We start from the raw sequence: 19,289 nt of genomic DNA, 5'->3' as shown, positions 1-19,289 counted from the left end.
ATTCATTATTGTTCATTTTAGCAAATGTCAAATATAATTTGTATAAATAACAATAAAAATACTGTATAAATAAAATATACATTTTGTTTGTATATAATACTATTTACAATACTGTTTAAATATGCGACATCCATCGCTCTTTCTCTTAAACAAAATCATAAATTCAAATGAGTCATTCACAAGAAAAACTAGTATCGTTCTCTTGGTTTACAAGAACAACAAAGAAATATATCTATTATGTCATCGAACTTAGTTGCGTTGCTGTTGTTTTACGTTTGCTCGGCTTGGTGAATCCTTTTATTTTTCAAGCGATTATCGACCGTATTCTCCCTTTTCAACGTATTGAAAGTCTCTATGCTATCGTTGTCTTGATGGTTGCTATTATGCTGTTTAGCACGGCTCTTAGCACTCTATCAGGTTACCTAGGCGCTTATTTAGCCAATCGGCTTACATTAGAATTTGGGCGGCGCATTTACAGCCATCTGTTAAGTCTTTCCTTGCCTGTCTTACGCACTTGGCAAGTGGGAGAACTATTCACGCGAATCGGAGAGGTTGATACAATTCGCGGGTTTCTAACAGGAACCATCGCCACAACTGTTCTAAATGTTCTGTTCGCAATCATTTATCTTGCGGCACTCTTTTCCATTAGTCCGAAACTGACCTTTATTGTCCTTATCATTTTACCTTTACAAATGGGTTCTTTAGCGCTAGTCGGTCCCTTCTTGCGCCGCCAATTACGCCGTGCTTTCACTCTGCAAGCCGCCCATCAATCGCGCCTCATTGAAAGTTTTACCAATCTTGAAGCCATAAAAGCGCATGTAAAGGAGCCAGCTCATACAATACGCATGCAAGAAACTTTAGCCCGTAGTTTAGATCAAAGCCTTACAACCAGTAAATTGCATCTTCTCAATGGAGCCATGAGCCATATTTTTGGTGATCTTTTCACTATTTTTATTATCTTTTTTGGTGCTCAGGCAGTTCTTCAAAACCAGATTACACTAGGACAACTTATTGCCTTTCATCTCCTCGCTGGAAATGTTTCTGGTCCTATCTTAAGCCTTGCATCCCTATGGGAAGAATGGCAGCATTTGAAAATCTCTCGTCTTCGTTTGGGCGATATTCTTAACTCCCCTTCAGAATGGGAAGAAGAAAAGCCGCCTCTTCAACTCAGCGCTCCTCCTCATCTTGAAGCCAACGATCTCTGTTTTTCTTATGGAGATAAGTCCATTATCAATCATCTTAATGTCTGTTTACAACCTGGGCAACCAATTATGTTACTTGGTCCTTCAGGGTGCGGAAAAACAACCTTGGCGAAGCTCCTTTGTGGACTCTCCCCCCCAACAAGCGGAAAGATATTGATTAACGCCCAACCTTTACAGAATTTTGATGTCCGTAGCGTGCGTAAAACAATCGCGTATTTTCCTCAAAATCCTTGCCTTTTTTCCGGAACTATTCTTGAGAATATGCTTCTTGCTAAACCAGATGCCACTAAAGATGAAATCGACGCTGCACTATATGTTAGTGCTTGCCATGATTTGATTGCTCAGTTGCCTTTAGGACTCAATACTCAAGTAGGAGAGCAAGGTGGTTTTTTATCAGGTGGTCAGCGCCAACGCTTGGCTTTAGCTTGTTTCTTTCTGATAAACCCAAGCCTGCTTATTTTGGATGAACCTACTTCCGCATTGGATGACGCTGTCAGTGCACAAATTGTTGAGCATTTATATAAACTTTCACAAGATCGTATTGTTCTTGTTATTACCCACAAAAGTGACCTCTTTCCTCGGCATGCAACCGTCTTAAACTTTACTGATTTGGAGGCAAAAAATGGCAGATAAAGCTCCCTATTTGCGCCCTTTGTCACCAACGCTTCATATGGTTGTTGCTGTTTTGGTCACCTTATTTCTCTTTATTGTGATCGGCAGCTTTATCGCAAAAACAGAGATTGTTGCACGGGGGCAAGGAAGTGTTATTCCCACCGCTTACGTTCAGCTGGTCCAAGCGCAAAATACAGGACGCATTGAGAAAATTCTTGTAAAAGAAGGGCAATTTGTTCATCAAGGCGATCTCCTTATTCAATTAGATCCTCGTGAAGCCCTCAATGAGTGCGCACGTGTTCAAGCAGATATCGCGCAACAAACTCTTCAAGCACAAATCGCAACAGCTATTTTAACAGCTTTACATGAAAGTGATCCTTTGGATAAAGATTTTGTGACCAAAGGGCTTGCCTATCTGCCAGTTCCTCCTTCTGGCAACACGACTGCAAGAATAGAAGGGGAAAAACTCATTAGCGCTACCCTTCAATCTCTCCAAGATAAATTAAGAGCGCTAAAAGCACAGGCGGACCGCGTCGAGCGCAGCGGTGCAACACAACATGCGCAATTAGATAGGTTGGAAGATGATCGTCAATTAAGCCAAGGGAAATTAAAGGCTGCAAAAAGCCTAATGGAAACAAAAGTCATTAGCCAAGCAGTTTATTTAGAGCGTTTACATGACTTTAAAAATGTCGAGCATGAAATTTTAACCAATCAAAGACGTTTGGAAGAAAATGCCGCCGAAATAAACACCCTCCGCCAACAACGGAAAAGTCTCATTTCCGATGAAATCGCCCGCTATCGGCAACTTTCGCGTGAAACAGAACTGAATCTTCAAGGATTAAAAGCAAAGCTTGATAGCACTCAATACCATCTTGACCACTTATCACTTTATGCACCTGTTGATGGACGTATCGATGATTTAAGTATCCATACTTTGGGCGGCTTTGTAGAGGCTGGTAAAACTCTCATGCGCATTGTCCCTGGTGCCGGCGGACTCATTGTCGAAGCGTTTTTTGATAACAGCGATATCGGCTTTTTAGAAAAGGGCCAACGCGCTTACATCAAGTTTTCTGCCTTTCCGCCTGAACGTTTCGGTGTTATCCACGGTACAGTCGTTAATGTAGGCGCTACAGCACGCTATGATAAAGAAATTAATGGTGTCTACGCTGTTTTAATCAAAATTGACCAAGATCACATCACTTTGAATAACAAACAACTTAAATTTATCCCTGGCATGACTGTGACAACGGATGTCATTACCTCAAAACGGCGTCTCATTTCTTATTTCTTTGAACCTATCACCAAAATTTTAGAACAATCTCTAAAGGAAAGATAATGTCTGTAAATGAAAATCCATCACCATCACTCATAGATCCTCTTACAGCGTTAGGAGCTATGGTTGTTTTAATGCTTACATCTCCCTTATACCGCCGCTGGCGAATCTGGGATATCGAACGAAATTTAGGACCAGCTTTACAGACTGGGCAATATAAACTCTATAAAAATGAACGTGGAGAATTTTGTGCCTTTATCACTTGGGCTTTTTTAGATGAAAAAAATCATCAATCTATGCTTGAAAAGGGAGAGCTTTTGTCCGATGCGAATTGGCAAGGCGGAGAATATATGTGGTTTATTGATTGTGTGGCACCCTATGGACATGCTGCTGGTATGGTACGTGACATGCAGCGGCATGTGTTTCCTAATCAGCATTATTGCTACGCTGTTCGGCGTAATGAAGATGGTGGAATACGGAAAATCACCCGCTGGTGTTGCTATAGAGCAAAAAATCCAGTCAAATAGTTTTTCTAAAGCAAGTGCGCATAAATCATTTCCCCCTCGTCTTGTAGAAAAGAATCTTTTAAAAGAGCTCTTTAAGCGATAGCTATAGTAAAAGAAAACCTTACCATATTTAGAGCTAACCCACTATAAATAAGTGTTTCTCAACTTACCAGACTTGCTATGAATAGCAATACAGAGGTTAAGGGGATTGATCCACTCTCAAGCCGAACTTTTATTAACATTTTACCGGAACTGGCTGGGGTACCTGGATTCGAACCAGGGAATGCCGGTACCAAAAACCGGTGCCTTACCGCTTGGCTATACCCCAAAAAAACACGCTTTATAGCGACTCCTGCACCTTATAGCGATTCCTGTGATTGGACGCAATATCTGAAAATCAAAGACTTTACTTTTTTATCATAAAATTTCTGAGTCTTGTATGGCATTGCCATCGATACAAATTCGTAGCAGAAACTGATATACAGTTGTGATTTTAACATAAGAAGGAACCATTTATCCATCAATTATTTTGCTCTTTGTATTGATTTTCTAGGAACAGAAAATGAAAATCTTGCAGTTTACTCATGTATCTAATAAATTTGCATATGATTTACTTTTCTTGATATATTAAAATCCCATCTTTCTCAATTTAAGAAAAAAGCTGTCACCACATTGGCAACCGGTAAGTGTATGATAGTGCTGCTGTGCTCTTGCATTAAGCATAAAGATGATAATGTCCACTAATTTTTACATTATATTATTCATGGGTAGCACCATAAAATGAAATCAAGCACATTGAAAAATATTTCCTAAAAAATAACACTTAATATTCTGTTAAAAACATTTTATATGGTATTTGAAAAAATAGAGCTACAAAAACAAGGAATAATAGCTATTTCCATTTACTTTTTATTCAAAAGATAATGATATTTATTACCCACTCATAGATGTAAAAAAATCTTCAGAAGCAATCTTTATGTAGACCAATACCCTTTTTGATTGATGAATATACATTTCCTAAAAGCTTCTTTTACAAAAAGAGAGACATTAAAACTATTTCATACAAACTAGGTATTCAACATTTGCTTTTAAATGCGGTAAATGGCAAATTAGGCTTATGAAATAAGCTTAACAATTAGAATCGAGGAGATTTTTAAATGGCTTTTGAATTGCCCCCGTTGCCTTATGATTACGATGCCCTTTCGCCTTATATGTCACGCGAAACGCTTGAATATCATCATGATAAGCATCACCTTGCTTATCTTACCAACACCAATAATTTTGTGAAAGAGTTAGGCTTAGAAAATGAAAGCCTTGAAGATATTGTTAAAAAAAGTTTTGGAAAAAATATTGGTTTGTTTAATAATGCAGCACAGTATTACAATCATAACCATTTTTGGCTTTGGATGAAAAAAGATGGTGGTGGTCAAAAACTTCCTGAAAAGTTAGCAAAAGCTATTGACGCTGATCTAGGTGGTTACGATAAATTCCGCGCTGATTTTATTGCTGCTGCTGGTGCCCAATTTGGTGCTGGATGGGCGTGGGTTGCTGTTAAAGATGGCAAGCTTGAAATTATGAAAACACCTAATGGTGAAAATCCCTTAGTGCACAATGCTCACCCTATTTTGGGTGTCGATGTGTGGGAACATTCCTATTACATTGATTATCGCAATGCTCGACCGAAGTACCTCGAATCCTTTGTAGACCATTTAATTAATTGGGACTATGTTTTGAAACTTTATGAAGAATGTGAATTTTAAACTGTCTCAATAATTTTTTAGTGTATGAAAGTCTCTATAATCCAATAAATTATCGGAGACTTTCATACAGAGATATTATGGATTAGCAAAAGTCTTTTCCTGCTATCTTTAGAATATATGCATAGATATAGGCAACTTCTTCTAGCTTTGAAAAACGTCCAGCTGCACCAGCGTGCCCTGAATCCATATTAATACGTAATAAAATTGCATTATCGTCTGTTTTTAGGTCTCGTAATTTTGCCACCCATTTTGCAGGCTCCCAGTAAGTTACACGAGGATCTGTTAATCCTGCCATCACAAGTATAGGGGGATAGTTTTGAGCTTTGACATTATCGTAAGGGGAATAGGAAGCAATAAGCTTATAATCTTCTTCTGATTCAAGAGGATTCCCCCATTCGGCCCATTCTGGAGGAGTGAGTGGCAATGAAGCATCTAACATTGTCGCTAAGACATCAACAAAAGGCACATTTGCTACGATCCCAGCAAAATCCTGTGGAGCTATATTGGCAATGGCTCCCATCAACATCCCCCCTGCTGAACCACCATGAGCAATCAGCCGGTCGTGAGAAGTGAATTTATTGTTTACAAGGTAACGCCCACAAGCAATAAAATCTGTAAATGTATTGTGCTTAAAGAGATGTTTTCCTTTCTCATACCATTCTACTCCCTTTTCTTTTCCTCCGCGAATATGAGCAATGGCATAAATAAAACCTCTGTTCACTAGAGAAAGTACATTACTATTGAAACTGGCAGGAATAGAAATCCCATAAGCACCATAACCGTAAAGCAGACAAGGCGCACCACCATCAAGGGGAGTGTTTTTGTGGTAAAAAAGTGAAATAGGAATCTTCTCACCATCGTCTGCTATTGCTGTAATACGTCGTGTTACATATGCATCTTTATTATGCCCAGAGGGAATTATTTGCGTTTTTAAAAGCATTCGTTTACAATTTTTCATCTCATAATCAAACACTTGATCAGGTGTTGTCATAGACGAATAGGAAAAACGAATAGTTGGACTGTTATATTCTGCAACTCCTTGCAGACCTAAAGAATAAGCCTCTTCAGTAAAAGCGATGGAATTAACTTGTTTAGTGGTACGTTCCATTACTTTTATACGTGGAAGCCCCTCAAAACGTTCGATCCAGACAAGAAAATCTTGATAAGCATCATGGGATAATATTAGGCACCCAAGCTGATGTGGGATAAACTCAGACCAATTTTCTGATTGTGGAGATGTATATGGCGCTACCATAATTTTGAAATCTTTTGCATTATCTAAATTGGTTAGAATATAAAAGACATCACCACCTTCTGTAAGTAAATATTCAATACCTTTTTGTCGTTTCCGTACACATTGGGGAACAGTAAAAGGCGCCTCAGCAGGAATTAACCAGATCTCGGATGTTTCATGATCATGAATATTAATATAAATAACATCATTAAGCTTAGAACCGCTTACATCTAAGAAAAAACCAGGATTGTCTTCACGAAAAATAAGCTTATCTTGTGATTGATCTGTGTTTAATTGGTGATAATAGAGCTCTGAAGGTCGGTGGTTTTTATCCATCTTAGTATAGAAAAAACCTTCAGACCTAGCATCCCATACAATTTGACCAGATGTATCAGTAATTATGTCCGTACAGTCAGATAATGTCTCAAAATTACGAATTTTAGCTGTATAGAACTCTGATCCTTTGTCATCATAGGTCCATACCACATGTGTATGGTCAGGAGATTCTTGAACTGAACCAAATTTAAAATATTCTTTGCCTTCTGCCAAGACATCACCATTAAGGTACACGTTTTTTTCTCCGCCATTCCTTGGTGTCCGAAAATAATGTGGTTGTTGGCCTCCGGTAACATAAGAGAATCCGTAAGCAAAAGGGCCATGTTTTATAGGAACAGAACTATCATTCTCTTGGATCCTGTTTTTCATTTCGGTAAAAAGCAAATCTCGTAATGGTTTTGTATCAGCCATTTGAGCTGATTGATAAGCATTTTCTTTTTCAAGATAATGTCGAATATTGGGATCAAGACAGTTAGGATCTTTAAAAACATCTTGCCAGTTAGACGCACGTAGCCAATGATAGGGATCATCACGAAAAATACCATGATATATTTCCTTATGAGTGATTCTAGATGCTTTGGGAGGAATTGCAAAAGTGCGAGTCATACACAATCCTATATTAAAATATGTTAATAGCTTCGTTTATATGTTAGAATCACAATGATTGATGCAAGTGTAAAAACCTATAAGTTCTATTCACTTGCAAAAATAGCACCATGATAATTTTTAAAACTAATACCTTTCTGTTCATTACATATCACAGCTATTGTTTTCTAGGGATATAACACCACTTTTATAATGAAAGTGACTGGTAAAACAATTAAACTATTAGAAAAAGAATTGATTTTTTTTGAAACAGTATAATCGCATAATTTTACAGAAAGGAATAAATATATCTAAAATATTATTATTACTGTATAAAAAATAAAAATGTCCTATCTCCTTTTAATGAATAGTTTTATATTATAAATAATACTATTATGTCATATTTATAATATATCATGTTTTTTATTATTAAATTTTATAAATATAAATAATAAAAACAAATTTAAAACTTATTAAACATAAACTTACTAAACTATAAGTATTCAAAACAAAATATAATAATTTATATATTATATTTTTATAATTAGTAATTTTATTTTTACGTTCTCAAAAAAAATAAATAAATTTTATCATATATTTTTTTATATTTGTGATGTATTATATATTATGTATGATATTTTATAGGGTAAAAATATATTTTAGCATGTAATAATTTCGTTTTTCTTATTGTATATTATGACAAAAAATAGGTATTTATTTGATTTTTTTGTGTTTTGGCAATTTTATAGAATAATTGAATTGACAAAAAAGATTTTTGTACAATATGAAACTCATGTGCATGAGATCTTTATATCATGAGTATATGCACTATATCTCGATTTTGAATTACTCAATTTTAAATTAAAGGAAACAAGAATGGAACATCGTGCAGTCTTAGAGACTGAAAGCAATTTAGTTATTACATTGGTTGCTGATATTGTTGCTGCCTACGTGAGTAATAATTCTATTCGACCGACTGAAGTGCCAAGTTTAATTGCTGATGTCCATGCTGCTTTTCGTAAAGCAGGGAATCTAGAGTTAACAGAAGTCGAAGTTGAAAAACAAAGGCCTGCCGTTAATCCGAAGCGTTCAGTATTTCCTGATTATCTCATTTGCCTTGAAGATGGAAAGAAGTTTAAATCTCTAAAGCGTCATCTCATGACACATTATGGAATGTTGCCAGAGGAATATCGTGAAAAATGGCAGTTAGATAGTTCTTACCCTATGGTGGCGCCTAATTATGCAAAAACACGATCGGCTTTGGCCAAAGAAATGGGGCTTGGACGCAAAAGCAAACGGAAAAAAACTAAATAATCTTATTTTGCGAAAAAATGGTTTCGTGCATAAAGTTAATTTTAGTATACATGTTTTGTGTGAAGCTTTTGTATATATAGCAATTTCTACCAAGGGGATTACATATAGCTTTCGTTACGAATCCGTTTAATCATTGATTTCAAACCATTTGATCGTTGTGGTGTAAGATTTTCATTTAAACCAAGTTTTTCAAAGAGCTCTTGAGCATCAGAATTGCGAATTTCAGAAGCTTTTTTGCCTGAATAAAAAGCAAGAAGTATGTAAATGAGTCCACGCACAATATGAGCATCGGAATCACCTTGAAACGTCAATATTGGATCTTTTGAGTTGTTACGTGAAGATAGAAGCCACACTTGGCTAACACAACCAGGAACTTTGTGAGCATCGTTTCGAGCGCTTTCTGGAAAAGGTGGCAATTCATAGCCAAGCTCGATGACATAACGATAACGATCTTCCCAATTATCCAAAAGCGAAAAGTTCTCTATAATATTACCGATTGTTTCCGCCATTATTTTAGTCCTGTTTCGTTTGAATAATCATTCTTGAATACACTTATAAAAAATAAATATTTATTCTTCCTAACATAAATAACACGAAGAACGTTAAAAATCCTTATTTCAAGATAACATTGCATGGTTTTGTAAGAACTCTTGTATTTCGATTTTGTAAGAAACATTAGGGGAAGTCTCTGATATCATTTTTGTTTCCTAATATGTTCCCTAAATATTCATAAGCAGCTCTTGCACCGTAATATGCGCGCTCACCAAGTGAACTTAAAAAGGATTTTCCTACTTTGCAGGTTTTTATATTACGGTCACAAAATGCGCCTAAGTCATTTAAGGCTTCCTTAAAAGCAACAATCACATCGCTCGTTGTTGTCTCATTATTTTGGGGGCTAGAAGAATGGTTACTGCTTGGATCTGCTACAAAAAATGAAATAATGACAAAAATAAAAAATAAAAAAAATGATAATTTGATTAAAAAACGTATCATGGACAATCAATGTACCGCAGTGGTAAATACAATAAAAGAAGCATTTTATACACTGTTGCTTTATAAACAATTTATAAAATGTGCTTTTTATAAAATTGAGTATTCATGTATTGGATCTATATCATTGGCTTTTTTATAAATATGGCACAATTCCGCTGTATAAAATGGGATACATTGTCTATTCAGTAAAAAATTAACATCAAAATTATACACTTACAAGCTGGTCATGTTAATGAACATACTATGATAAAAAATGAGAGAGATAATCGTGTTGTGTACATAATTATTTTAAATAATAGTCCACCATCTTAGCTTAGTTGAAAAAGCTAAAAAGAGTAAACTCTGTTATTCTGACTCTAGTGTCGATAAAATATTTATATTATCTATAAAATTTTTACTGGAATGTTATGAAAATAGTCAACCTGTCAATAAAAACATCAAAAAATAACTGCATCTCTTATGATTACATCTCAAGCCAGTTTTTTCTATAACATTGTAAACATCAATTTAATTAATACTTATGAAAATTATTTAATAGAAGGAATTTATACCAAAATATAATAATATTAAGAGATAATTATTATTACCAAACCGTTTATGGATAAGTAACCATCTATATGTAAATTATAAAGAATAGATAATGATTGTCATCTTTTTAGCGTTATAGGCAAATATTTTCAATTTTATTTTAAATAATAGGCAAACATATGCCCCAAAATGAAGAATAACGTGGCATTATTGTTTAGATAATTATATGTGATAATGCAGTTTGCAAATACCAAAATGATCTTGAATGCTAATCATTTGGTGCTCTCTTTATACACATTAAAGATTTGTATAAAATAAAATGAATAAACGTTGATAAGAACTCTTGTTGATTTATCAACTTATAAATTGATATAATGGAGCCGCTCATTTTAGGAGTTTGAAAGGAAAAATCAATAATGTCAATGCACTTCTCTCTGGCTGGAAGTAAAAACTGATTCATATTCGTTTCCTAATTTATATTTGTTTCTTTGTAAAAAATAAACGCAACTGAAAATAAAAGTAATGGCAACAAAACGAAAGACCTACCGAAAAAAAACTGTAAAACACCGTAAATACTATAGTAGTATTGTTATAACACTTCTTCTTATAATTTTTCATTTTATTTTTTGGAGTGCAAAAACTCTTTATTTCTATACACGAAAAAATACTTTATTTTTTGTTGGATCTTTTCTTTTTAGCATTAGTTTTTTATTTATTTCATTTAATGCTTTATTTTCGCAAATGACAACGCATCAAAATATTTTAACTCAAATGAAATTTTCCTCTGTTCAAAGTATAGGTAAGAGCTCTACTTTATCGGAAAAAGAAGAAAAATCACAAGAACTCTCCCGTGTAACTTCTGTACATTCTCAAAGTCATAAGCACACAAATTCACCTTTACCCTCTCAATCAGCAAGCATGCTGGAAAAGCAAAAAGAACTAGCAAAATTAGGACTTTATGATGGACCATTAGATGGACTGGAAGGACCTAAAACACGCCGAGCCATCACTTTATGGAAACAGCAAACTGCTCAGAGAATGCAAAAGAATGTTCTATCTAATCCCGCAGCAGATGAAATCGCGATATTAATTAAGCAAAGCGAAATAGAAACAAACAATACAAAAAATATGACACACTTAAAAGAAGCTATTTTAGAGCCTTCTGTTGAAGATATTATACAAGTGCAAAAAGCTTTACATATTTTTGGGAATGAGGAGGTTATTGTCACAGGAATAGAAGATCAAAAGACGATAGAAGCCTTAAAACAGTTTCAAAAAATATTTGATCTTCCTGTAACAGGTAAAATTAATCACACAATTTTAATGAAAATGCGTGAAATTGGTTTATTAAATTGAAGCTAATCATAATAATCTCTTAATTTATAATGATAATTCATCTTTCGTTTGTTTAATGCTCCCCTCAAACATTCCTTCATCTCAAGCCCTCTTATTTTCAATCAATCAGAATGGTTTTCTTACACATTACATATTGAGCCGTATAATTTTCTTCAAAAAAACCACAACCGATTGCAGAAAAAAGAATATTGCAAAATAGCAAACGCGCTTGTTCTAGCATTTTTATTGCCTCTGATGATAAAAGGACACGAAATTTTTGTAGTATCATGTAAACCTTTCATATTATCGAACCACGAATTGTCCATATATTATCGTCAATTTGATCTTTATAAATATGATGCAAAGAATTTGTGCAAACACCTGTAAGGATAAATAGACGTAAAGCTAATTGTGTTATGGTTGTTGTTTTGCAAAGTGTCTGATAAAAACCGGCACTTCTCTCTAATCTATTGCTGGAAAGTTATGTGTTTTATGACATTGTCTTCTTAAGAGAGCGTGTGCGTTTAGTATTGCCTATAAATCAACATCCAAACTTACCGCAGCAGTATGTTTGAAAAAAATGTTAAGACAGTTTAGTACTTCTCTCAGCTGTTATAGCTTTTATATGCCAAATGGAGGCAAGAATATTACGCATCTCTGTTTGTATAATCTCTTAAAACAGGAAAACAGCCTAATTTGGGAAAAATATGAAAAGTTAAGGTAAAAACCAGTTTTCATCTTTGTCATTTCCTTTTAATTCAGCTTTACGCCTTTCAAAGACATCTAAAGCAATATCTTTAAAATAACGGAAATTACCTATTGCCTCATGCTCTTACTTTATCACATGTCTTTTTGGTCTCACTCCCCCTCACCTAAAACAAAATGTCCCAAACGGAATATACTTGGATTGCCATTCACGGGCTTTCTTAAAAAACATCTCTAAAGCACCTAAAACCACTTCGCAACAACGCCCATGAATAATAATAGTAGTCCCACTGCACGCGCCGCGCATCATCTTTACGCTTTTTGTCAAGAAGCAAGCCGGCACCATTACACACTGTACCTACCTTCAATTTGTGACAGCTCTTGACACTTGAGACGTTTCATAAGAGGCATATCCTTGCTTTATTTTTTTATCTACAGACGCTCATCCCGCCTGTAACATACAAAAAACATGGTTTTGATTGATTCATTATAAAAGAAGTCGAAATAAGAAGATCTTATGATATTTACAGCTTTCATTCAATATGAGAAATAAAAAATTATCTTTATAAATCAATAGATTGTGTAACTTTGATATTCCTTTATAAATGTAAAGATGGGAGTGCATAATGGAGTTTATAAATTTTGGGAAGATTTTTATAAACTTACGGGGAGTTTTACATAATCCCCATTCCACGAATATCAATGTAAAATGGGGCATCCATTGAGAAATGTCTATCTCAAACAGCATGATGCGCAAAAAAAAATGCATTTGTTTGGAGCATTCTATTTTGCGTGAGGAGCTCATTCCCCTATAAAAAAGCAAACGCGTAAATTGACTGCACAATAACACGTTTCTCTCTATCAAGAGGTTCGCCAATAAAAAGTGCATTAATAATACATCTTTGTCTATCCTGTGCTTTATATTTTCTTTCATAAACCTCTAAAAAAAACACTTTCTCGCGTAACACAACTTATCGTGCATTTTAGAAGCATTTTTATTCCCTTTATTAAAGAAAATAAAAGAATATATAAAAATTTATTTCAGTAATAACGATACAACAAAAAATATTAACCCATTACATCCTTTTTGCTATTGCGGCCTGAGCTGCTGCTAAACGAGCAATTGGCACTCGAAAAGGAGAACACGAAACATAATCCAGGTTATTTTCTTCGCATAAAGCAATAGAGGCAGGATCGCCTCCATGTTCACCGCAAATTCCCAATTTTATTTTTGCACGCTTTGAGCGTCCACGCTGTGCAGCAATGGTAATAAGTTCCCCTACTCCATCACGGTCAATAGACACAAAAGGATCTTGCTCTAAAAGACCTTTTTGAAAATAGGTTGCCAAAAAAGGAGCTGCATCATCACGGGAAATCCCAAAAGTAGTTTGTGTCAAATCGTTTGTTCCAAATGAAAAAAATTCAGCAGTTTCAGCAATTTCATCTGCTCGAAGCGCCGCTCTTGGAAGTTCAATCATCGTCCCAACCATATATTGAATAGTGCTTCCCTTTTCTTTCATCACTTCCTCAGCAACCTGATCAATACGCGCTTTCACAAAATCGAGTTCAGATTTTAGTGCAACCAGTGGCACCATAATTTCAAGCATAACAGGAGATCCAGATTTTTGGGCAGCTTCTGCTGCTGCTTCAAAAATCGCCCGCGCTTGCATTTCTGCAATTTCAGGATAAGTAATAGCTAAACGGCATCCTCGTAATCCAAGCATAGGATTAAATTCGTGCAACTGCTGAGTGCGTTCAGCAAGCACTTCAGCAGAAACACCCATAGCTGTTGCAACATCAAGAATTTCTGCTTTCGTTTTAGGCAAAAATTCATGTAACGGTGGATCTAGCAAGCGGATAGTAACAGGTAAACCACACATAATTTCAAATAATTCACTAAAATCTGAACGCTGCATTGGCAACAGCTTATCTAGTGCTTTACGACGACCACTTTCATCATGACTTAAAATCATTTCACGCATGGCAACGATACGTTCATCAGAAAAAAACATGTGCTCCGTACGGCAAAGACCTATACCTTCAGCCCCAAAAGAGCGCCCCATACGGGCATCAGATGGTGTATCAGCATTAGCGCGAACTCTTATACGTCGCATCCCATCAGCCCATTCCATTAATTTTGCAAAGTCTCCGCAAAGCTGAGGCTGCAACATTGCAACTTTCCCTTTGAAAATTTCTCCACTTCCACCATCAATTGTGATAACATCACCTTTTTTTAAGCTTTCTCCTGAGGCAAACAACGTATTTGTGTTATAATCAATCCGCACACTGCCAGCACCAGAAATACATGGTTTTCCCATCCCCCGCGCAACAACAGCAGCGTGACTTGTCATACCGCCACGCGTTGTTAAAATTCCTTCTGCAGCATGCATACCATGAATATCTTCTGGGCTTGTTTCTACACGGACCAAAATAACTTTGCGACCTTCCGCCGACACAGTTTCTGCCTCTTCTGAAGTAAAAACAATTTCACCAGTTGCGGCTCCAGGAGAAGCAGGTAAACCACGTCCTATAACAAAACGTTCTGCTTTAGGATCAAGTGTTGGATGCAAAAGTTGGTCCAGCGACTTTGCATCAATACGCATCACAGCCTCTTCACGGTTTATTAACCCCTCCTCAACCATTTCAATTGCCGTCTTGAGAGCCGCACGAGCCGTGCGTTTTCCTGAACGAGTCTGAAGCATCCATAATTTACCTTTTTCAATGGTAAATTCGAGATCTTGCATATCCCGATAATGCTGCTCAAGCTTCTGCGCAATCTGACATAATTTCAAAAAAGCCTCAGGCATAATTTTTTCTAACGACGGTCTATTTGAACCAGCAACAATACGCGCACTTTCTGTAATATTTTGAGGCGTTCGAATGCCCGCCACAACATCTTCCCCTTGCGCATTAACTAAAAATTCACCATAAAGTTCTTTTTTCCCTGTCGATGGATTGCGTGTAAAAGCAACACCTGTTGCCGAATCTTCTCCCATGTTACCAAAAACCATAGCTTGCACATTAACTGCCGTTCCCCAACTTTCAGGAATGCTATGTAAACGGCGATAAGTAACTGCACGTGCTGTCATCCAACTTGAAAAAACGGCTCCAATTGCCCCCCATAACTGTTGTTCAGGATCTTGTGGAAAAGGGGTTCCTAATTTTTCTTCAACATAGGCTTTATAAGAAATAATAACATTCTTCCAATCATCTGCTGTCATTTCTGTATCAATAGTGTAACCATTGCATGCTTTTACTTCATCAAGAATCTCTTCAAAATACGAATGGTCTAGCCCCAAAACAACGTTAGAATACATTTGGATAAAACGCCGATAACTATCATAAGCAAAACGTTCATTATTGGCTTGTAAAGCAATTGCTTTTACAGTTTTATCATTCATGCCAAGGTTCAGCACTGTATCCATCATCCCTGGCATAGAAGCCCTAGCCCCTGAACGAACAGACAGCAAAAGTGGTCTTTGTTCATTCCCAAATTCACGTCCTGTTTGTTCAGCAACGTATCTTAGTGCTTGCTTAACAGATTCCTGTAGCTCTTCTGGATATGATTTGTCATGGGCATAATAAAAATTACAAACTTCTGTTGTCAGCGTAAATCCGGGTGGTACGGGCAAACCAAGATTACTCATTTCTGCCAAATTAGCCCCTTTACCTCCGAGAAGGTTACGCTCACTTGCACTTCCTTCTGCCTTTCCATCTCCAAAACTATAAACCCATTTTTTCACTGTACAAATCCTCCCATATCAGCTTCAAAACATCATTCAACCCAGGCTCACTTAAAAGCAATGATTTGATTCAAAATTGGCTCAACGATATCGCTTCATAAATGCATAATATTAATCCTTCCAAAAGAGATAATGACCAAAAGTATCACTATCCATCTTCTGGAAGATTAAGATTCAGTTTTTTAGAAAACTATCAATCACCGAAAAAAATTCTTCTACTTTCATGGCACCTTCATATTTACTACCATTAATAAAGAAAGTAGGTGTTGCTGTGACACCAAGCTCTTTACCGCGTTCAAAAGATGCATTTACTTCATCTAAAATGGACTGATTTTTCAAACACGCAGTAAAACTTTCATCTGTAAAACCAGCCATTAAGCCAATTTTCTTCAATGGTGTTAGAGCATTTTTTCCGAAAGCCCATTCATTTTGTTTTTGAAATAAAACTTCTATCAAAGGAAAATAGCGATCTTCCGGTGCACACCGTGCCAACATAAAACCTGCTGTTGCCCGAGGATCAAAAGCATATTCTCGGAAAATAAGTTTTACTTTTCCTGTTTTGATATATTTTTTACGAATTTGGGGAAGTATATCATTATAAAAATGCGCACAATGGGTACATGTCAACGAAGCATACTCAACAATGACGACTGGTGCATCCGCCTCTCCCTCAAAGCGATCCTTTACTTTACCCGATTGGAGAAGCTCTGCCATATCAACAGTTGCCACTGATTTGGGATCACGCGCTAAAGCAACTGTTACACTGTTTTGTACAATCGTTATGAAGAGAAAAATTATCCCGAAAGATAAAAAAGAACGATATTTTACCATAAATAATACTTTTCTGTTGTTATTAACGAATAGGAATCCAATGCTTTCTCATATATTAAAGAAAAATATATAAAATATCTTTCTATTTATTATTTTTTTCCAAAAAAATGCAACAGCCAAGTTGATAAAGTGCTTGGTGCAAACTTTTATCTTCAATTCCTTCAAGCATTTTTTCCACGCATTTTTTGTCTTGTTCACTCAAAGGCGGTTTTAGAGGCAAGTGATTCATAAAAACCGACATACTCCTTTGCTCAATCTTGATGCGATCAATAGCAATATAGCCAAAAAATCCGTTAATTCTATGAAGTAATTCCTCTGTTTCATGCATCAATTTTAACGCAGCAAATCCTTCACATGCGACAACAAGTGTTGCTGGCTGAAAAACTTCATCTTGATCTGCACGACGTTTCCAAATAATTTTAAGCGGCATTGTATGTTCACTGATATCATAGCCCGCAATCTGTGGCCAATGTTCTATAAGCGCTACATTAAGCCCTGTCCGTTTGCGTAAAACTGGATCAAGTATTTTGTATACCGCCTCAGAAAGAGAATAAAAGATACGTTTTTTAAGTTGTTTTCTCATTTTTAGATCATTGTTCAACCGCTTACTAAATTAAAATCATTTGTTTCATCTAAAAATTGTTGCCTCCTCAATTTATGAAATATCAACAAAATAAAAAGCCTTTTCTCACCAGAGCCTTGACAATAAAAGAGCAAAAAACATGAATTACAAAATAAATAATTTTTTCTTTTGCATTTTATATCTCCCTATGCTTGAAAGCAATCATGTATGAAATTTCTTCGCACCTCCTTGCTTGGTACGATCAAAATCACAGACATCTTCCATGGCGGATTACCCCCGAAAAGCAAAAACAAGGTATCCGTCCTGATCCTTATCAAGTTTGGCTTTCTGAAATCATGCTTCAACAAACAACCGTTGAAACAGTTAAGCCTTATTTTAAAAAGTTTCTAAAACTATGGCCTGATCTTTCCTCTTTAGCAAAAACCTCCCAAGATGATATCATGAAAGCATGGGCTGGACTTGGTTATTATTCACGCGCACGTAATCTTAAAAAATGTGCGCGACAGCTTGTTGAAAACTACGCGGGACAATTTCCACAATCTGTAAAAGAATTGCGAACTCTAGCCGGTATTGGAGATTATACTGCCGCAGCCATTGCTGCGATTGCTTTTAACCACCCTGTAGCAGTGGTTGATGGTAATGTCGAACGTGTAGTAGCGCGACTTTTTGCTATCACTTCAATATTGCAAAAAGCAAAAGTTGAAATTAAAGAAAAAACACAAAAAATTACTGCTTTAAATCGTCCTGGTGACTTTGCTCAAGCAATGATGGATTTGGGAGCAACAATTTGTACTCCACGCAAACCATCTTGTTATACCTGCCCTCTTCAATGTTTATGCAAAGCAGAAAAGATGCAACAACCGGAGTCTTTTCCAGTTAAAGCCCCTAAAAAAGAACGCCCTTCAAAAACAGGTATTGCTTTTGTGGTCCTTAATAAAAAGAAACAAATTTATTTGGAAAAACGACAGACGCAAAAGCTCCTTGGTGGAATGACCCAAATTCCTAACAATATTGGCATAAACAACGAAAATGGGCTACAAAACGCACCCTTTACTGCCAATTGGCAATTCAAAGGACAAATTACGCATGTTTTTACTCACTTTTCTCTAAAACTTGATGTTTACTATACCGAAGATGTTCATGAAATGAATTGTGAAAATGGTTGGTGGTGTAACATTCAACATCTTGCCGAAGAAGCATTACCTACTGTTATGAAAAAAGCCATTTCCGTAGCACTTCCCAATTCTTTTAGATTTAAATAACCTTCCCTATTCATAAAAATGTTTTCTAATGGAGACTTTTGTATCTCTAGCGATCATTTATTAATCTGTAAAAGAAAAATTTTAAAAAATGAAATAACCAATTTTTTCTACAGACAAAAATTAAGGAGCGATAGAAACGCTTAGAAGCTTTAGATTTAAATTTCAGGATCTATCCTTTTTTCGCTTATGACGGAGCAAGTTAGCACCATCGTTATATTTACCAGCCCCCTCAACATCCCTTGGTACGTGAAACGGATTATAAGAGGTACTTTTAGTTCTTTCGTTAACAATTTTTATTCACACGCCAACCCCGTTTATGACATGCAAGAAAGTAATTTTCATCGATTCAATATGGAACAAATTTGAAATAAGAAAACTTGACGATATTCCGAGGGCAATTCGATATGAGTTGCGCTAAATTATCTTTATAATCAATATATTATATGCACTTTACAGATGTACGTATTCAAAAAAGCACTTAATTTTG

12 protein-coding genes, 1 tRNA gene and 1 pseudogene are annotated in these 19,289 nt (G+C 35.9%); 7 read left to right on the top strand and 7 right to left on the bottom strand.

Features of this window, described 5'->3' with window-relative positions; genetic code table 11:
* Window positions 1-167 precede the first annotated feature (167 nt).
* Genes ACFIK4_RS03820 through ACFIK4_RS03810 form a run of 3 tightly spaced genes read left to right on the top strand, consistent with a single transcriptional unit; the run spans window position 168 to window position 3,614 of the window.
* Window positions 168-1,835 (top strand): peptidase domain-containing ABC transporter, encoded by a 1,668-nt coding sequence (locus ACFIK4_RS03820; RefSeq protein WP_375675038.1) that lies wholly within the window; start codon window positions 168-170, stop codon window positions 1,833-1,835.
* Window positions 1,825-3,150 carry an HlyD family type I secretion periplasmic adaptor subunit gene (locus ACFIK4_RS03815; protein WP_375619329.1) on the top strand — a complete coding sequence of 442 codons (1,326 nt, stop codon included), beginning with the start codon at window positions 1,825-1,827 and terminating at the stop codon, window positions 3,148-3,150. Before ACFIK4_RS03820 ends, ACFIK4_RS03815 begins: the two co-directional genes overlap by 11 nt.
* A complete protein-coding gene (locus ACFIK4_RS03810) occupies window positions 3,150-3,614 on the top strand; it encodes a toxin-activating lysine-acyltransferase (protein ID WP_375619328.1) in 465 nt (154 codons plus the stop codon). Before ACFIK4_RS03815 ends, ACFIK4_RS03810 begins: the two co-directional genes overlap by 1 nt.
* A 232-nt stretch (window positions 3,615-3,846) precedes the next feature.
* Here ACFIK4_RS03810 and ACFIK4_RS03805 read toward each other — a convergent pair.
* Window positions 3,847-3,921, bottom strand: a tRNA-Gln gene (locus ACFIK4_RS03805).
* Between the two features lie 829 nt (window positions 3,922-4,750).
* On the opposite strand from ACFIK4_RS03805, the gene ACFIK4_RS03800 reads away from it, so the two are divergent.
* On the top strand, window positions 4,751-5,353 hold the full coding sequence (locus ACFIK4_RS03800) for a superoxide dismutase (RefSeq protein ID WP_375668539.1): 603 nt from the start codon (window positions 4,751-4,753) through the stop codon (window positions 5,351-5,353).
* Window positions 5,354-5,435: 82 nt separating this feature from the next.
* Here the strand turns inward: ACFIK4_RS03800 and ACFIK4_RS03795 are convergent, their stop codons facing one another.
* On the bottom strand, window positions 5,436-7,529 hold the full coding sequence (locus tag ACFIK4_RS03795; RefSeq protein ID WP_375638056.1) for a S9 family peptidase: 2,094 nt from the start codon (window positions 7,527-7,529) through the stop codon (window positions 5,436-5,438).
* An 855-nt stretch (window positions 7,530-8,384) separates the two neighbouring features.
* On the opposite strand from ACFIK4_RS03795, the gene ACFIK4_RS03790 reads away from it, so the two are divergent.
* Window positions 8,385-8,822: a MucR family transcriptional regulator gene (locus ACFIK4_RS03790; RefSeq protein ID WP_012754848.1), complete on the top strand. Its 438-nt coding sequence runs from the start codon at window positions 8,385-8,387 to the stop codon at window positions 8,820-8,822.
* A 98-nt stretch (window positions 8,823-8,920) separates the two neighbouring features.
* On the opposite strand, the gene ACFIK4_RS03785 is transcribed toward ACFIK4_RS03790, so the two are convergent.
* Both ACFIK4_RS03785 and ACFIK4_RS03780 read right to left on the bottom strand, forming a co-directional pair.
* Complete coding sequence (locus ACFIK4_RS03785) at window positions 8,921-9,331, bottom strand: SufE family protein (protein WP_375611146.1); 411 nt, start codon at window positions 9,329-9,331, stop codon at window positions 8,921-8,923.
* 108 nt (window positions 9,332-9,439) lie between these two features.
* Window positions 9,440-9,815 (bottom strand): annotated as a pseudogene (locus ACFIK4_RS03780) (DUF5330 domain-containing protein).
* Window positions 9,816-10,865: 1,050 nt separating this feature from the next.
* On the opposite strand from ACFIK4_RS03780, the gene ACFIK4_RS03775 reads away from it, so the two are divergent.
* A complete protein-coding gene (locus tag ACFIK4_RS03775; RefSeq protein ID WP_375613011.1) occupies window positions 10,866-11,699 on the top strand; it encodes a peptidoglycan-binding domain-containing protein in 834 nt (277 codons plus the stop codon).
* A 1,760-nt stretch (window positions 11,700-13,459) separates the two neighbouring features.
* Here the strand turns inward: ACFIK4_RS03775 and ppdK are convergent.
* The 3 genes from ppdK to ACFIK4_RS03760 form a co-directional block, all read right to left on the bottom strand.
* Window positions 13,460-16,126, bottom strand: a complete 2,667-nt coding sequence (gene ppdK / locus ACFIK4_RS03770) for a pyruvate, phosphate dikinase (RefSeq protein WP_375613012.1) — start codon at window positions 16,124-16,126, stop codon at window positions 13,460-13,462.
* Window positions 16,127-16,300: 174 nt separating this feature from the next.
* The gene (locus ACFIK4_RS03765) at window positions 16,301-16,957 is read right to left on the bottom strand and encodes a DsbA family protein (protein WP_375611143.1); all 657 of its coding nucleotides are present in this window, start codon (window positions 16,955-16,957) and stop codon (window positions 16,301-16,303) included.
* A gap of 82 nt (window positions 16,958-17,039) precedes the next feature.
* A complete protein-coding gene (locus ACFIK4_RS03760) occupies window positions 17,040-17,540 on the bottom strand; it encodes a DUF721 domain-containing protein (RefSeq protein ID WP_375638055.1) in 501 nt (166 codons plus the stop codon).
* Window positions 17,541-17,743: 203 nt separating this feature from the next.
* Between ACFIK4_RS03760 and mutY the strand changes: the two genes are divergently transcribed.
* Window positions 17,744-18,802: an A/G-specific adenine glycosylase gene (gene mutY / locus ACFIK4_RS03755; protein ID WP_375675033.1), complete on the top strand. Its 1,059-nt coding sequence runs from the start codon at window positions 17,744-17,746 to the stop codon at window positions 18,800-18,802.
* Window positions 18,803-19,289: the final 487 nt, after the last annotated feature.

Source organism: Bartonella sp. AP9QHHD, from assembly GCF_042195625.1.
In the GTDB taxonomy this organism is placed as follows: Bacteria; Pseudomonadota; Alphaproteobacteria; order Rhizobiales; family Rhizobiaceae; genus Bartonella.
The sequence above is the reverse complement of the archived record's forward strand: the minus strand, read 5'-3'. Positions and strand labels throughout refer to the sequence as shown.

Excerpts from the sequence above, each read along its gene's own strand:
- ACFIK4_RS03820 (WP_375675038.1), top strand. The coding sequence starts at position 168 with ATGAGTCATTCACAAGAAAAACTAGTATCGTTCTCTTGGTTTACAAGA.
- ACFIK4_RS03815 (WP_375619329.1), top strand. The coding sequence starts at position 1,825 with ATGGCAGATAAAGCTCCCTATTTGCGCCCTTTGTCACCAACGCTTCAT.
- ACFIK4_RS03810 (WP_375619328.1), top strand. The coding sequence starts at position 3,150 with ATGTCTGTAAATGAAAATCCATCACCATCACTCATAGATCCTCTTACA.
- ACFIK4_RS03800 (WP_375668539.1), top strand. The coding sequence starts at position 4,751 with ATGGCTTTTGAATTGCCCCCGTTGCCTTATGATTACGATGCCCTTTCG.
- ACFIK4_RS03795 (WP_375638056.1), bottom strand. The coding sequence starts at position 7,529 with ATGACTCGCACTTTTGCAATTCCTCCCAAAGCATCTAGAATCACTCAT.
- ACFIK4_RS03790 (WP_012754848.1), top strand. The coding sequence starts at position 8,385 with ATGGAACATCGTGCAGTCTTAGAGACTGAAAGCAATTTAGTTATTACA.
- ACFIK4_RS03785 (WP_375611146.1), bottom strand. The coding sequence starts at position 9,331 with ATGGCGGAAACAATCGGTAATATTATAGAGAACTTTTCGCTTTTGGAT.
- ACFIK4_RS03775 (WP_375613011.1), top strand. The coding sequence starts at position 10,866 with ATGGCAACAAAACGAAAGACCTACCGAAAAAAAACTGTAAAACACCGT.
- ACFIK4_RS03765 (WP_375611143.1), bottom strand. The coding sequence starts at position 16,957 with ATGGTAAAATATCGTTCTTTTTTATCTTTCGGGATAATTTTTCTCTTC.
- ACFIK4_RS03760 (WP_375638055.1), bottom strand. The coding sequence starts at position 17,540 with ATGAGAAAACAACTTAAAAAACGTATCTTTTATTCTCTTTCTGAGGCG.
- mutY (WP_375675033.1), top strand. The coding sequence starts at position 17,744 with ATGTATGAAATTTCTTCGCACCTCCTTGCTTGGTACGATCAAAATCAC.